The organism is Agrobacterium sp. CCNWLW32 (genome assembly GCF_037083425.1).
In the GTDB taxonomy this organism is placed as follows: Bacteria; Pseudomonadota; Alphaproteobacteria; order Rhizobiales; family Rhizobiaceae; genus Agrobacterium; species Agrobacterium radiobacter.
The window spans coordinates 732,318-745,451 of sequence record NZ_JBAOJM010000001.1; the positions used below are offsets into that span (position 1 = coordinate 732,318).

At 58.4% G+C, this 13,134-nt stretch carries 18 protein-coding genes and 2 pseudogenes; 11 read left to right on the forward strand and 9 right to left on the reverse strand.

The window, feature by feature from the left end; all coding sequences use genetic code 11:
* Positions 1-28: 28 nt before the first annotated feature.
* Positions 29-1,003 carry a copper chaperone PCu(A)C gene (locus V6R85_RS03800; protein WP_003502686.1) on the forward strand — a complete coding sequence of 325 codons (975 nt, stop codon included), beginning with the start codon at positions 29-31 and terminating at the stop codon, positions 1,001-1,003.
* Between the two features lie 223 nt (positions 1,004-1,226).
* Here the strand turns inward: V6R85_RS03800 and V6R85_RS03805 are convergent, their stop codons facing one another.
* Entirely contained in the window at positions 1,227-1,547 is a 321-nt protein-coding gene (locus V6R85_RS03805; protein ID WP_060724170.1) for a hypothetical protein, read from the reverse strand.
* A 201-nt stretch (positions 1,548-1,748) separates the two neighbouring features.
* Between V6R85_RS03805 and crcB the strand changes: the two genes are divergently transcribed.
* The 6 genes from crcB (at position 1,749) to V6R85_RS03835 (ending at position 5,817) form a co-directional block, all read left to right on the forward strand.
* On the forward strand, positions 1,749-2,126 hold the full coding sequence (gene crcB / locus V6R85_RS03810) for a fluoride efflux transporter CrcB (RefSeq protein WP_003502690.1): 378 nt from the start codon (positions 1,749-1,751) through the stop codon (positions 2,124-2,126).
* A gap of 65 nt (positions 2,127-2,191) precedes the next feature.
* Positions 2,192-3,181: an RluA family pseudouridine synthase gene (locus V6R85_RS03815; protein ID WP_003502691.1), complete on the forward strand. Its 990-nt coding sequence runs from the start codon at positions 2,192-2,194 to the stop codon at positions 3,179-3,181.
* A 5-nt stretch (positions 3,182-3,186) separates the two neighbouring features.
* On the forward strand, positions 3,187-3,852 hold the full coding sequence (locus tag V6R85_RS03820) for an HAD family hydrolase (protein WP_111820793.1): 666 nt from the start codon (positions 3,187-3,189) through the stop codon (positions 3,850-3,852).
* Between the two features lie 29 nt (positions 3,853-3,881).
* The gene (locus tag V6R85_RS03825) at positions 3,882-4,676 is read left to right on the forward strand and encodes an ATP12 family chaperone protein (RefSeq protein ID WP_111784479.1); all 795 of its coding nucleotides are present in this window, start codon (positions 3,882-3,884) and stop codon (positions 4,674-4,676) included.
* Between the two features lie 60 nt (positions 4,677-4,736).
* A complete protein-coding gene (locus tag V6R85_RS03830) occupies positions 4,737-5,225 on the forward strand; it encodes a hypothetical protein (RefSeq protein ID WP_003502694.1) in 489 nt (162 codons plus the stop codon).
* A gap of 202 nt (positions 5,226-5,427) precedes the next feature.
* Complete coding sequence (locus V6R85_RS03835; protein ID WP_003502695.1) at positions 5,428-5,817, forward strand: RidA family protein; 390 nt, start codon at positions 5,428-5,430, stop codon at positions 5,815-5,817.
* Positions 5,818-5,877: 60 nt separating this feature from the next.
* Here V6R85_RS03835 and fghA read toward each other — a convergent pair whose 3' ends face one another.
* Genes fghA through V6R85_RS03850 form a run of 3 tightly spaced genes read right to left on the reverse strand, consistent with a single transcriptional unit; the run spans position 5,878 to position 7,880 of the window.
* Positions 5,878-6,711: an S-formylglutathione hydrolase gene (fghA, locus tag V6R85_RS03840; RefSeq protein ID WP_099085427.1), complete on the reverse strand. Its 834-nt coding sequence runs from the start codon at positions 6,709-6,711 to the stop codon at positions 5,878-5,880.
* Between the two features lie 28 nt (positions 6,712-6,739).
* Positions 6,740-7,399, reverse strand: coding sequence for a DUF1345 domain-containing protein (locus V6R85_RS03845; protein ID WP_060724173.1), 660 nt, complete (start codon positions 7,397-7,399; stop codon positions 6,740-6,742).
* Positions 7,400-7,424: 25 nt separating this feature from the next.
* Positions 7,425-7,880, reverse strand: a complete 456-nt coding sequence (locus V6R85_RS03850) for a YaiI/YqxD family protein (protein WP_111834353.1) — start codon at positions 7,878-7,880, stop codon at positions 7,425-7,427.
* 165 nt (positions 7,881-8,045) lie between these two features.
* Here V6R85_RS03850 and V6R85_RS03855 point away from each other — a divergent pair, with 165 nt between their 5' ends.
* Positions 8,046-8,498, forward strand: a complete 453-nt coding sequence (locus tag V6R85_RS03855; protein WP_035212514.1) for a DUF5680 domain-containing protein — start codon at positions 8,046-8,048, stop codon at positions 8,496-8,498.
* A gap of 31 nt (positions 8,499-8,529) precedes the next feature.
* A complete protein-coding gene (locus V6R85_RS03860) occupies positions 8,530-9,333 on the forward strand; it encodes a hypothetical protein (RefSeq protein WP_111834354.1) in 804 nt (267 codons plus the stop codon).
* Positions 9,334-9,400: 67 nt separating this feature from the next.
* On the opposite strand, the gene V6R85_RS03865 is transcribed toward V6R85_RS03860, so the two are convergent.
* Positions 9,401-10,057 carry a peroxiredoxin gene (locus tag V6R85_RS03865; protein ID WP_035217366.1) on the reverse strand — a complete coding sequence of 219 codons (657 nt, stop codon included), beginning with the start codon at positions 10,055-10,057 and terminating at the stop codon, positions 9,401-9,403.
* A gap of 147 nt (positions 10,058-10,204) precedes the next feature.
* Between V6R85_RS03865 and V6R85_RS03870 the strand changes: the two genes are divergently transcribed.
* Together V6R85_RS03870 and V6R85_RS03875 are read left to right on the forward strand one after the other, a co-directional pair.
* Entirely contained in the window at positions 10,205-10,393 is a 189-nt protein-coding gene (locus tag V6R85_RS03870) for a hypothetical protein (protein WP_129565088.1), read from the forward strand.
* Entirely contained in the window at positions 10,390-11,040 is a 651-nt protein-coding gene (locus V6R85_RS03875; RefSeq protein ID WP_060724176.1) for a glutathione S-transferase family protein, read from the forward strand. The genes V6R85_RS03870 and V6R85_RS03875 overlap by 4 nt, the downstream gene beginning before the upstream one ends.
* 80 nt (positions 11,041-11,120) lie before the next feature.
* Here the strand turns inward: V6R85_RS03875 and V6R85_RS03880 are convergent, their stop codons facing one another.
* The 4 genes and pseudogenes from V6R85_RS03880 to V6R85_RS03895 form a co-directional block, all read right to left on the reverse strand.
* Positions 11,121-11,741 carry a DUF1062 domain-containing protein gene (locus V6R85_RS03880; RefSeq protein WP_035212419.1) on the reverse strand — a complete coding sequence of 207 codons (621 nt, stop codon included), beginning with the start codon at positions 11,739-11,741 and terminating at the stop codon, positions 11,121-11,123.
* A gap of 414 nt (positions 11,742-12,155) precedes the next feature.
* Positions 12,156-12,551: pseudogene (locus tag V6R85_RS03885) on the reverse strand (cytochrome b); the annotation flags it as partial.
* Positions 12,552-12,689 (reverse strand): annotated as a pseudogene (locus V6R85_RS03890) (ISNCY family transposase); the annotation flags it as partial. It lies immediately after the preceding pseudogene.
* A 127-nt stretch (positions 12,690-12,816) separates the two neighbouring features.
* Positions 12,817-13,134, reverse strand: a 318-nt coding sequence (locus V6R85_RS03895; protein WP_336377018.1) for an IS30 family transposase, incomplete at its 5' end; no start/stop codon positions are given.

A 13,134-nucleotide genomic window follows, 5' to 3' on the forward strand; every position in this document is an offset into this window, starting at 1 on the left:
AGAGGGTAGCAGTCGCAGGGACAAGCAAATGAAAACCACCAAGATCATCACCTGCGGCCTTTTCGTCGCCTCGGTTTCGACTGCACAGGCTTTTGCCCATGCCACATTCGTTGAGGGTTCGGCCGAACAGGACAGCACCGTCATTGCCGCCCTTCAGGTGCCGCATGGCTGTGACGGCGGGCTCGCCACCACCGAAGTACAGATCAAGCTGCCGGAAGGCTTCATTTCCGCCAAGCCGCAGCCCAAGGCCGGTTGGGAGCTGGAGATCATCAAGGGCGACTACCAGAAGGCCTATAAGAACCACGGCAAGGAGATCAAAAGCGGCCCGATCGAAATCCGCTGGAAGGGCGGCAACCTGCCGGACGAGTTTTACGATACCTTCGCGGTACAGGGTAAGATTTCCGGTATCGAAGCGGGGCAGGACCTGCCTTTCAAGGTAACACAGCTTTGCGGTGACAAGGGCAAGGTATCCTGGGATGAGGTAGCGGCGGCCGGCGTCGATCCCCATTCCCTGAAAAGCCCGGCGCCGACCATCAAGGTTGCGGCCAAGGCGCATGCGGGCGGCCACGATCATGCCGGCATGAGCATGGATATGGATGTCGTGAAGGGCGGCAGTCTCGAAGTGTCTGGCGGCACGACCAAGGCCATGTTGCCGGGCCAGCCCGTGGGCGGCGGCTATGTGTCGATCAAGAATACCGGCGATAGCGACGACAAGCTGGTCGGCGTTGAATCCTCGGCTGCCGGTCGTGCCGAAATCCATGAGATGGCCATGGTCAACGACGTCATGAAAATGCGCAAGCTGGATGACGGCATCGTCATTCCCGCAGGGCAGACAGTGGAGCTGAAGCCCGGCGGCCTGCACATGATGTTCTTTGACGTAAAGAAGCCCTTTGCCGAAGGCGACAAGGTGCCGGTGACGCTGATCTTCGAAAAGGCCGGCAAGGTCGAGATCGTGCTCTCCACTGGCGCAGCCAAGGGCGGCAGCGACCACAAGCATAATTGACCAATGAAAAGCGGCTACCGGAACGCGTGACAGGTCCGGTAGCCGCAAGATTTTTCATATATTGTATTTGTTCTTCAGCGCCATGATGAAAAAAGGGAGAGGGCATCTGCCATCGCGATTTTCCGAATTCGGTCGAAAATATCTAGAAAATCAAGCTGACACCAAGCTGAACGCGAATGTCCGTTCGACGTGGTCAAGAGACCGAGAAACCAAATTAAGATACCTATATATCGGTATGATCTAACACGTCATTTCTTGGTTTTTGTGTGGTGCTGTTTTCCTCATAGGCCTCAACGGCCTGCTCCAGTGTCGCCTGCGGCTCGTGGCGCTGGCTGGCAACGGTCAGGAAATAGAGCGTCAGGGCGGGTGGCTTGATCACCGTCATCATGCCGCGCAGCTGGAAGTCATCCCCACCTTCGGCCTTGCGCGCCAATTCGTGAATGGCCTCTTCCACTTCGCTTTTGCGCGGAACGCGCTGCGATGGCTTCACGGCTTCCAGCGCATAGGCTGCCGTATTCGCGGAAACAGAAAGAACCTGTGTCATCCAACCCCCGGCAATTGTCGCCGACCCTTAAAAAAACGAGATTAGCAGCCGCATCTTGTTGGAAGGCTAAATCGCGACGCTGCAATTTAATCGTATTTTAGTGGACGAAGACGCCTGCCAAAGGGCTTTCGTCCGCTGTGCCCTTGGTCTAGAAAAGCGTCGGACTTCACAGGTCCGGCAATTTCCGGAGATACCATTCCCATGATCAATATCGCTCTTGTCGCGACAGGCGGCGCCATCGGTTCCGTGTTTCGTTATCTGGTCGGCGTCTGGAGCGTGCGGCTGGCCGGGCCCAATTTCCCCTGGGGAACGCTTGCGGTTAATGTGGTCGGGTCTTTCCTCATCGGTCTGCTGGTCGAGCTTGTGGCGCGGCGGCTGAACGCCTCGATGGAAATGCGCCTGTTTCTCGTCACCGGCGTGCTCGGCGGGTTCACGACATTTTCGTCCTTCTCGCTCGATGCGGTGGCGCTTTTCGAACGCGGTGCGCTCGGCCTTTCGGCCGTTTACGTCCTTGCAAGTCTTGTGGTTTCCATTGCTGCGGTTTTCGCCGGGCTGGCCTTGGGCCGCAACTTGTTCTAAAGGCTTGATCCAAACGGCGCGCCGAACAACGGGCGCGCGATCAAGACAGAGAGACTGGAAATTTCATGGCAGGTATCGAGCATATCAAGGTAGGGGCCGACGAGGCCGGTATGCGCCTCGATCGCTGGTTCAAGATTCACTATCCGGGACTTGGTTTCGGGCAATTGCAGAAGCTGTTGCGATCCGGACAGGTGCGCGTGGATGGCGGCCGGGTGAAGACGGATGCGCGGGTGCAGCCGGGACAGATGGTGCGCGTGCCGCCGGTCGATTCCGATCTCAAGGTCAAAAGCGGACCGATCGGATCAAGGGATCTCAAACATTCGGAAGACGCGGAACTTCTGGCGCGCATGCTCTTGCATGAAGACGACAAGGTTTTCGTTTTCAACAAGCCGGCCGGCATTGCCGTTCAGGGCGGTTCCGGCGTCAACCGCCATATCGACGGGCTTCTGGAAGCCTGGACCAGCCCTAAGGGCGAAAAGCCGCGTCTGGTGCACCGCCTCGACCGCGATACCTCCGGCGTGCTGGTGGTTGCCCGCACCCGCGGTGCTGCGCAGAAGCTGACGGCCGCCTTCCGCGAGCGCGACACCAAGAAGACCTATTGGGCGCTGGTCAAAGGCGTTCCGCGCAAGCACCAGGACAAGATTTCTACCTGGCTGGTCAAGGAACAGACCATGGATGGCGACCGCATGCGTATCGCCAAGCATGGCGAGGAGGGGGCCGATCACGCCGTTTCCTATTACCGTGTCATCGATACCGCCGCGCAGAACCTCGCCTGGCTGGAGATGGAACCCTATACCGGCCGCACCCATCAGCTCCGCGTTCACGCGCTGCATATGGGCCACCCGATCATCGGTGATCCCAAATATTATATCGACGATCCGAACTGGGATTTCCCAGGCGGCATCCAGAAGCGCCTGCATCTGCATGCGCGCCATATCGACATTCCGCATCCGAATGGGGGCCGGCTTCGGGTCAGCGCACCTTTGCCGCCGCATATGGTGCAGACCTGGAACCTGCTCGGCCTCGACGTGGCCGATGGCGACAGGGAAGACTGAAAGCTATGAAGCTCGTTCTTTTCGATTGCGACGGCACATTGGTGGACAGCGCCGGCCTGATCCATGCGGTCATGGTCGAAACCTTTGCCGATTTTGGCAAGCCGCGGCCTGATATCTCACAGACCAAGGCAATCATCGGGCTGACGCTGGATATCGCCATCGCCCGCATGCTCGGCAAGGCGCATGTGGATGAGGAGGCGCAGGCGATGACGCAGCGTTACAGGGAAGTTTATCATCCCCTGCGCGAGCGTCCCGAAATGACGACGCCGCTCTTCGACGGTATCGCGCCGCTGATCGACACACTGTCGAAACGGGACGACGTGCTGATCGGCGCGGTGACCGGCAAGGGAAGGCGCGGGCTCACCCATATTCTCGAAACCCACGGCTTTGCCGAGCACTTCATCGTTTCGCGCACGGCGGATGATTGCCCGTCAAAGCCGCATCCGGCCATGGTCATGGAGTGTTGCCACGAAACCGGCATGGTTCCGGCCGATACTATCGTGATCGGCGATGCGGTCTATGACATGCAGATGGCCAAGGCTGCGGGCGCAAAAGCGATCGGCGTCGCCTGGGGTTATGCTTCCGTCGATGAACTCTGGACGGCGGGCGCAGATGCGGTAGTCAGCCATCCGCGTGAAATTCCGGCCTATGTTCCTGCCGATAATCTCTAACCTTTCTATCCGACTGATGAGGACGTGCCATGCGTGATCTCCTGAACGACCTTTCGGAGGGCCTGAGCCACCCCGACCCGATCCTGCGCGCGCAAATCCAGATGCAGAAACCTTTGCCGAAGCGGTTCTACAAGGATGTCACCGTCGGAGAGGTGGAGGAGGGTGGCTTTGCCATCCTTCTCGATGGCAAGCCGCTGCGCACGCCCGCCAAGAAGCCGCTGACCGTCCCGTCGCACGCGCTGGCTGAACTGCTTCGCGATGAGTGGGATGCCCAGAAGGAGGTGGTGAACCCGGTGGTCATGCCGGTATCGCGCCATGTGAATACCGCCATCGATGGCGTCGCCAACGACACCCAGGCGGTTTTCGAGGATATCCTCCGGTTTTCTTCTTCCGATCTTCTTTGTTACCGCGCCGGTGACCCGGAAGCGCTGGTTGCGCGACAGACGGACCATTGGGATCCCGTGCTGGACTGGGCGGCCAATGTGCTCGGCGCGCGCTTCATTCTCGTTGAAGGCGTAATGCATCAAGACCAGCCACGCGAAGCCATCGCGGCTTTCGCGGTAACGCTGAAGAAATATGACACACCGATCGCACTTGCCGCTCTTCACACCATGACGTCGCTGACCGGCTCCGCCATTCTGGCGCTTGCGCTGGCGGAAGGGCAGCTGACGCAGGAGGAAGCATGGGCGCTTGCCCATCTCGATGAGGACTGGACCGCCGAGCAATGGGGGGAGGACGAGGAGGCGCTGGAGCGCCGCGCCGTGAGGCTTGTCGACATGCGCGCGGCACTCAATGTTCTGGAGTCCCTGAAGAGCGCTTCTTAACGCTTTTCTAACCCTGATGGCCGAATATGCGGTTACCTCACGTAAGGGGAGCCGCTGATCATGATCACCACGCTGAAACGCCTTGGCATTCTTGTGCTGGCGTGTTTCACGCTCATGTCTTTCAGGCTGGAACCGCAAGCGACCAATACCGACCGGCTGCTTTACGATGTGCGCGGCGCATTCGTCGCCGCCCGCCCGGATGTCGCTCCGGCGCTGATGCAGTCCATTCATGCGCAGGTGCAGAATGCGATCAAGACCACGGCGCGTGGAGAGACCCGCCCGCGCGTGGTGCTGACCATCCGTCTCGCATCCGTTACGCGCGGCCCCTTCCTGTTCGGAGAAAGGGCGTCGGCCAAGGTCATCGTCCGCGCCGCCGCCGTGGCGACGGGAGAAGTGATCGCCGAAGCCAAATTCACCGCCACTGTCGTCAGCTTCGACAATCAGTCTATCGAGCAGGAACTCGCCTATGGCGTTGCAGAACGGGTGATCCGCGAATTCAGGCTCAGCCGATCCGGCCCGACGACGCTTGCGACGGCGCTCTTCCCGTAACGTCCGCGGAAGCGGTGGCACAATCACGATGCGTCGTTTCTCAATGTCGCGCCACCATTGGTTCCGCGTCGCACTCACATACATTGCGTATATTTATTTGACATACGCAGTGTATGTTCCTATCTCGCATACGCAACGTATGTAAACTGGACGCTGACGCTATAGAGCGCGGCATCGTCACTCAGCTGAAAGAGAGATGGAAATGAGTAAACGCGAAGCAATTTTTCCCGCCCACAGGCACGCGCTTTACGAAGAGCATGGCTACTCTGCTGCCATCAAATCCGGTGATCTGCTATTCGTTTCCGGCCAGGTCGGCAGCCGTGCCGATGGAACGCCTGAACCTGATTTTGAACGGCAGGTCCGGCTGGCCTTCGAAAATCTCAAGGCAACGCTCGAGGCGGCGGGCTGCACTTTCGACGACATTGTGGATATCACGACGTTCCACACGGATCCGGAAAACCAGTTTGGAACGATCATGACCGTCAAGCAGGAGATTTTCAGCCAAAAGCCTTACCCGAACTGGACCGCTGTCGGCGTCAACTGGCTCGCGGGCTTCGATTTCGAGATCAAGGTCATTGCCCGTATCCCTTAATAGCGGGTCAAACCTGAAACGGCGGCGCTCACAGGGCGCCGCCGGCTTGCTTCTCCACCCTTATCCAAGCCGCTCGGCATGCCATTTCAGATGGTCATCCATGAAGGTGGAAATGAAGTAGTAGGAGTGGTCGTAGCGGTCATGCATGCGCAACGTCAGGCTGATATCCGTGCCCTTGATCGCCTCTTCGAAGAGCCAGGGACGCAGGCCTTTTTCAAGGAAACTATCAGCCTTGCCCTGGTCGATCAGGAACTCGGGAAAACGCGCGCCATCCTCGACCAGCGCACAGGCGTCGTATTGACGCCATGCGGCCTTGTCCGCACCGAGATATTTTTCCAGCGCCGGTTCTGACCAGTCGGCTGACGAGGGAGCCACGATCGGTGCAAAGGCAGAGCAGCTTTTGAAACGGCTGGGATTCTTGAGCGCCATGGTCATCGCGCCATGGCCGCCCATCGAATGGCCGAAAATACTCTGGCGGCTCATATCCGCACGGAAATGCTGGCCGATGAGGGCGGGTAGTTCTTCCGTGACATAGCTGTACATCTGGTAATGCTCGGACCAGGGTTCCTGCGTGGCATCGAGATAAAATCCGGCGCCCTTGCCCATCTGCCAGTTGGTCAGTTCGTCCGGCACGTCATTGCCGCGCGGGCTGGTGTCCGGGCAGACGATGATGAGCCCGAGTTCGGCGGCCATGCGGCGATATTCGCCTTTTTCCATGACGTTGGCATGGGTGCAGGTGAGGCCGGAAAGATACCACAGAACGGGGCAGGGCTCATGGATCGCCTTCGGCGGCACGTAAACCGCAAAGGTCATCTCACATTTCAGGGTTTCCGATACGTGCGAAAATACGCCCTGCATGCCGCCAAAGGCCGTATTTTGCGAAATGATGTTCATGAAGACATTCCTTGTGAAAAAATCCGGCTCAGCCCGCAAGCGAGACCGCGGCATTGACCGCCGCCGCCACCAGAACCGTGTTGAAGAAGAAAGAAACGATGGAATGCAGCAGCGTGACCTTCCGCATGGCGGTCGTGGTTATTCCCACATCCGATGTCTGCGCCGTCATGCCGATCACCACGGCGAAGTAGAGAAAGTCGTAACCGCAGGGTTCCTTGGTCGCCGGAAAATCCATGCCGCCGCGATGCTGCCGCTTGCCGTCCACCGTGGCAGGCCGCCAGTAAAGATGAGCGTAGTGCAGGGCTGTCATGGTGTGGATGGTCAGCCAGCCCAAGATCACCGAGGCAAAGGCGATGAGCAGCGTCCAGACCGTCTCGCCTGTGTGGTTGAGCGCCTGGAACAGTGATACCACAGCGACAGCGACGGCTAGCAGCGTGACGGCGATGATGGCGACTGCAGGCAGATCGTCACTATCGGCATGGGCCTTCAGATGCTGCGCCGTCAGGCCCGACAGGCGAAAGCCAATCAAAGTGAGATAGGTCAGGAAGAACAGAACGGCCGCGATCTCGATCGCCAGCGGTGGCGCCAGAACCAGAGCCAGCCCAAGGCCTATGGCGCCGACGAGAAAAGCAATGACGAAAGGTTGATGGCGGCGATAGCTGCTGCTTTTCATATTGGCCGTGGTCATGGGCGGCATCTTTCTGTTGGCACCGTCACTTTTTGACACGGCGGCAGAAACGGTCAAGCGTCTCCAGAAAGGCGGAGCGGTCGCGCGGTGAAAAAGCCGCGTTATATCCCTTGCTTTCACCGGTTTCACGCAGATGTGCACCAAGGTCGCGCATTGCCGTCGCCATCCCGATATTCGACTGGTCAAAAACGCGACCCGTCGGCCCGGTGACCAACGCACCCTTGGCGACACAGCGTCCAGCGAGCGGCACATCGGCGGTGATGACGATATCGTTTTCGCCGGCATGATCGGCGATCCAGTCGTCCGCAGCGTCGAAACCGGTGGAAACAATGACGTTTTTCACCATGGGATCTCGCGACGGGCGCAGACCGGAATTGGCGACAAAGGTCACTTCCAGCCCATGCCGTTCCGCCACCTTGAGAATCTCCGGCTTCACGGGGCATGCATCGGCATCGACATAGATTTGCGGGTTTTGCGGCATGGACACTCTTTTCGGATATTTCCTGCCACGCTTCTAAGCGCAAATGCCGCGATTACCAAGCCCACGACAGCTGAAATACGGGATGGATGGTGGGCGCAGGTGGTACTTGCGACGATCGTAAAAACGGCATATGTTCCCTTTATGTTCTTGTTTTCGAGGGATACCATGCTGGAAGAGTTCATCGTGCAGGCCAAGTCTGCCACGTATGTTGGCGGCGGTAACAAATCCGCGACGCCCACGCGCAAGGGATCGCACGATCTCGGCTATCAGAACGGCGACTGGCACTATATCGACAGCTATTTCGGGGGAACCGATTTCATCGGTCAGGAGGTCGTCTGGCATCAGGGGACGGCCCTCTGGGCGATGAGTTATTACGGCCGTATCCTCCGGCCCGATATGATCGACGGCGCGACAGCCGGCATGGTCATTCAGCAGTCGCTTTCCACCCTCTATCGGGAGGGCCGCTTTCTCGGCGGCTTCACCCACCCGGTGGAAAATCTGGTCTATGTCGATACGAATGCGGGTGAATTCCGGTCCTTCACCGGCGTCGAGCGCATTTACCGCGGACATGTCGAGACATACCGGCTTGACTATCATGGCGGGATCATAAAGCCATAGAGCGCAAGAAATGCCATGGACAGGAACTACAATGGCAAATGGCGACGCTCAATTTTTCAAGGCGACACTCTATTTCGACAGCAAACCCGCGATCTCGGATATGACCCTGATAGAAGCGTGGGGCGAGGAGGGATATGAATGCGAGCGGGTGGGCGAAAAAGGCGTTTTTGACGGACTGCGCGGTGCAACCAGGGTTTTTGTCGGTACTCCCGAGCCGGTCGTGGCGACGCCGGTTGCGCCGGCCCAATATCCGGCAGTTGCGAGGGCGAGGGTCGACTGGTCAAAGACCTTTTGTATCGATGCAAAAGCGGCATATGACGATTTCACCCGTGCGACACACCAATGCGAGTTCAGATTTCTCATCCTGGCGGATGAGGATGATCCAGAAATCGCACATAACGAGATCGCCTCGACCCTGCTCGGCATCCACCAGCTCGCCCCCATGCGGGCGGTTGCGTTGCATTATCTGGACATGATCGTCGGCCGCGCCAATCTCGATGACTATCTGAACTATGCAAACAGCCATCTGGATCAGCCGCAGCAAATGGCGACGATGCTGGCCTTCGGAGCCTTTGTGACGGAGGAGGGGGAAAAGATCAGGGCCTGGACAACGGGTCTGGAGCATTTAGGCCAGACAAATCTGCTTTTCGACAGCTCGTCGGGAGATGCGACGGAAGCGCTTCTTACGATATTCGGCCTCGGGCATCTCGTCGTCAACGGACGACGCTTCGCCGCCGGTGAAGCCATAACATCGTTCGATCTTCTTGCGCGTTTCACCCCCGCCGAACTCGATGACCGGCCAATGCTGCTCGTCGCGAAGCAGGAAGCCGGCTAGGGCGCGCCGTCATACCCAGGAACGGATGGGGCGATGCGTTTTCACCGCCCCATCACAGGTTTCAAAATCAGCCGGGCTGCTTTGTCTTGCGCAGATAGGGAAGAACCGTGTCGTAGGAGCCGAAACGAGCAATCGCATCTTCGTTGGAAACGGCTGCGGTGATGATGACATCCTCGCCCTGCTTCCAGTTGGCAGGTGTCGCCACCTGGTGTTTGGAGGTGAGCTGAATGGAATCGATGGCGCGGAGAATTTCCTCGAAATTGCGGCCTGTGGTCATCGGGTAGGTGAGGACCAGCTTGATCTTCTTGTCGGGACCGATGACAAAGACGGAGCGCACGGTGGCGTTATCGGCAGGCGTGCGGCCTTCGGAACTGTCGCCGGCGCCGGCCGGCAGCATGTCGTAGAGCTTCGCGACCTTCAGGTCCTTGTCGCCGATCAGCGGATAATCGACGTTGAAACCGGTCGCGGTGCGAATGTCGTTCTTCCATTTTTCATGGCTTTCAACCGGATCGACCGAAATGCCGATGATCTTCACGCCGCGTTTTTCGAATTCCGGCTGCAGGCCGCCCATCGCGCCAAGTTCCGTCGTGCAGACGGGCGTGAAATTTTTCGGATGCGAAAACAGGACCGCCCAACCGTCGCCGATCCAGTCGTGAAAGCTCACCGGACCATGGGTGGTCTCGGCGGTGAAGTCTGGTGCTATATCGTTGATACGCAGGCTCATCTGATGCTTTCTCCCTGATGATTTGAAGTGAAAATCTGATGGTTTTCGACAATTCGTGTCCGGCGCTGGAGCTTAGAGTTTTTGCATGAAATGGCCAGCCTTTTCATCTGGCCTCAGTGGCGTTTGCTTCAGCCCCACAGAGATTTGATGACCCTGATTTCCATCGTTTGTCGCAGTTGCGTGATTTCCACCCGGTTGATTGTTTCAGGAGGACAGGATTACTCGAAAGGCGATCCCGGCGTTGTTTTCGCTCATCCCAGCGCATATTGTGACGCCACGTCAGGCGACGGCATTCCGGGGCGTTTCCGCACAGGGAGTGATGGAGAACAGCAATGACAATCACCATTACCGCCTTTGAACACTCGCCCGATGGCGGCAAGGGTCTCGCCCGCGATATGCGCGTCCGCTGGGCGTTCGAAGAAGTGGGCCAGCCCTATGATGTCCGCCTTCTTTCCTTCAAGGCGATGCGGGAGCCGGCGCACCTTGCGCTTCAACCCTTCGGGCAGATCCCGACCTATGAGGAGGGTGAACTCGTCCTGTTTGAATCCGGGGCGATCGTGCTGCATATAGCCGAACGTCATGCCGGCCTGTTGCCAGAGGATGCGGATGCGCGGGCGCGTGCGATCATGTGGATGTTCGCCGCACTCAGCACGATGGAGCCGCCCATCGTCGAGCATTTTGTCGCCGGCTTTCTCGAAAGGGACAAGAGCTGGCACAGCGAGCGCCTGCAGATCGTCCATGACCGTATTCGCAAGCGGCTTGGCGAACTGTCCCACCGCCTCGGTGACGCCGACTGGCTCGACGGCGGATTCAGCGCCGGCGATCTGCTGATGGTGTCCGTGCTGCAAAGGATAAAAAGCTCAGGCATCCTCGACGAATATGAGAACCTCTCGGCCTACGTCGCCCGGGGCGAAGCGCGCCCCGCCTATAAACGCGCATTTGCCGACCAATTGGCGATTTTCAAGGCTGCGTCGAACGGCTGAGCGACGGTCGGAAAGACTGCCGCTGCGGTCTAACCCAGTCTCAGCGCGAGGGTCTGACCTAACAGACCCTCGCGACACCTTTAGAAACCCACCGTCACGGGTTTCAAGAATAGCTCCCGATCGAAACCATCGCAGCACTCGATCACAATGCGGGTGCCGTTCTTGAGACGTCGCCGCAGAAGGTCGGATGGTGCCCGTATGGTGCCGCCATCGTGAAGCTTCTGCAGCATCGACCGTGAAAGCCCCAGTTCGGACGCCAGCAGACGATCAAGGCGTATGCCGGTCTGGAGCGGAACCGTGAGATCAATCTCGGCCTTGGTCCAGTCGGGAGGTTCGTCCTTGATCTTTTTCTCGATATCGAACTCGGGAAACTCGTCGATGCGTTGCGATTTGCGTCTCAGGGCTTCGAGGTTGAATGTTTCCGCTCTTATCCATTGCGGATCGTTCGACTGCAGCGCTTCCATAACGGAAGGGCTGATGTCGCGGACGTTCTGCCGCTCGAAAATCGGCCGGTTCCAGCTTTTGTCGCAGATCAGGCATTTATAGATGAGCCAGGCATCCAGTTTGCGGCCGTTGGCATTAAGCCGGATCTTGCCGCTGGCTTGAAACGCCCTCAGGTCGCCACATCCGCTGCATGCAAGCCAGGGCTGGGGCGCCGTTCGTGGTGTAATGGTCCATTGGACCCGAAGTACATTGCACATATTGTCTTGGTCTTCCATTTGGAAGTCCACCAAGATGGTGCAGGAGAAAACCCTGACGGGAACGGCGTGGCGATGTTTCGGGTGGGTGAAGAGCTGAGACAGCAAAGCTGCGCAGGGCACATTTTAACAATGCCAGACCGGTCTCTTGCCACCACCCGATGAACGTGATCATACGCCGACAGCCTGTGGCCATCCGCAGTACGGGTGAAACTGGATTGAGACCGGTATTTACTTAGGCAAAGTCTACCTCGATGCGCCAATGCTCTTCGGCGGTAACGATAACAAATGATCGGTCAGAAATGGAAGCATGCGGCGCGCTCAGCGGCCGAAAGCCACTGCGATGTGACTTTTGCGCAACTTCGGGTAGCCTGCCCATTCCGCGGTCAAAACGATGTCACCAGATGGGCTGCGACTCTATTTCCGGGAGGACACAGTTTTGCGCCTGTTATTCGCGGCTGCCGGAGACGGAAGCATACGCCGGAGGGTTGAATCTTTGCGGATGAAATGGTGCCATAGCGCTGCCGTCACATGTAGAAATACGATGGCTACGGCGAGATAGGCGAGGGTGGCATGAACCTCTGTCCAGAACGCCTCCGCCTGATCGGAAATCGCCAGAGGCAACCCCGGCACGACCACGAGATCGAAGACGTAACTTGGGATTTGCAGGGGAGCCGTCAAAGCGACGGCCCAGCCGGCGAGGGGAACGGCAAGGGTAAGGAACAGCAATGCGACATGAGCGGCCCGCGCCGCGAACCTTGAAACCGGGCCTTCGCCATCGACAGGCTGCGGCTTCCGGCTGAAAGCCGACCATTCCAGAAGACGGCGGACCTGGCGCTCGCTCAGATCAAGCACATGCGACGCCGACACCATAGTCATCCGACCGGCAATCACCTTCGACAAAGTCTCGATCCGCTGCAGATCACGCTCGGTCATCGTAATCAATCCCATCTGCAATCTCCCAGACGTCAATCAGACCAGGGGAGTGTGACATTCCAACTTTGCAGAAACAGGACATTCTAACTTTGCGGTGGAGAAGCTACTCCAAGTGCATCATACCGGTTTGCAGGGTAGGGGATTAGACCTCCTCCTGCAAATGGGCCATGAACGCTTCGGCCGGCGTCCTGTAGCCCAGGCACTTTCTGGGTTGGTTGTTGAGGATGCGTGCGACCTGGTTCAACGTTGCCTGCGACATCTGGCTGAGGTCCGTGTTCGACGGCAGGAAGCGGCGGATGCGCTTGTTGGCGTTTTCGACGGCGCCTTTCTGCCAGGGTGCGCTTGGATCACAGAACCAGCTTCGTGCGCCGATACCATCTTCCAAAGCCCGGAATGCGGCAAACTCCGTACCGCGATCAAAGGTGAAGCTCTGACGCGCGAAGGCGGGCAGGGAAGAGAA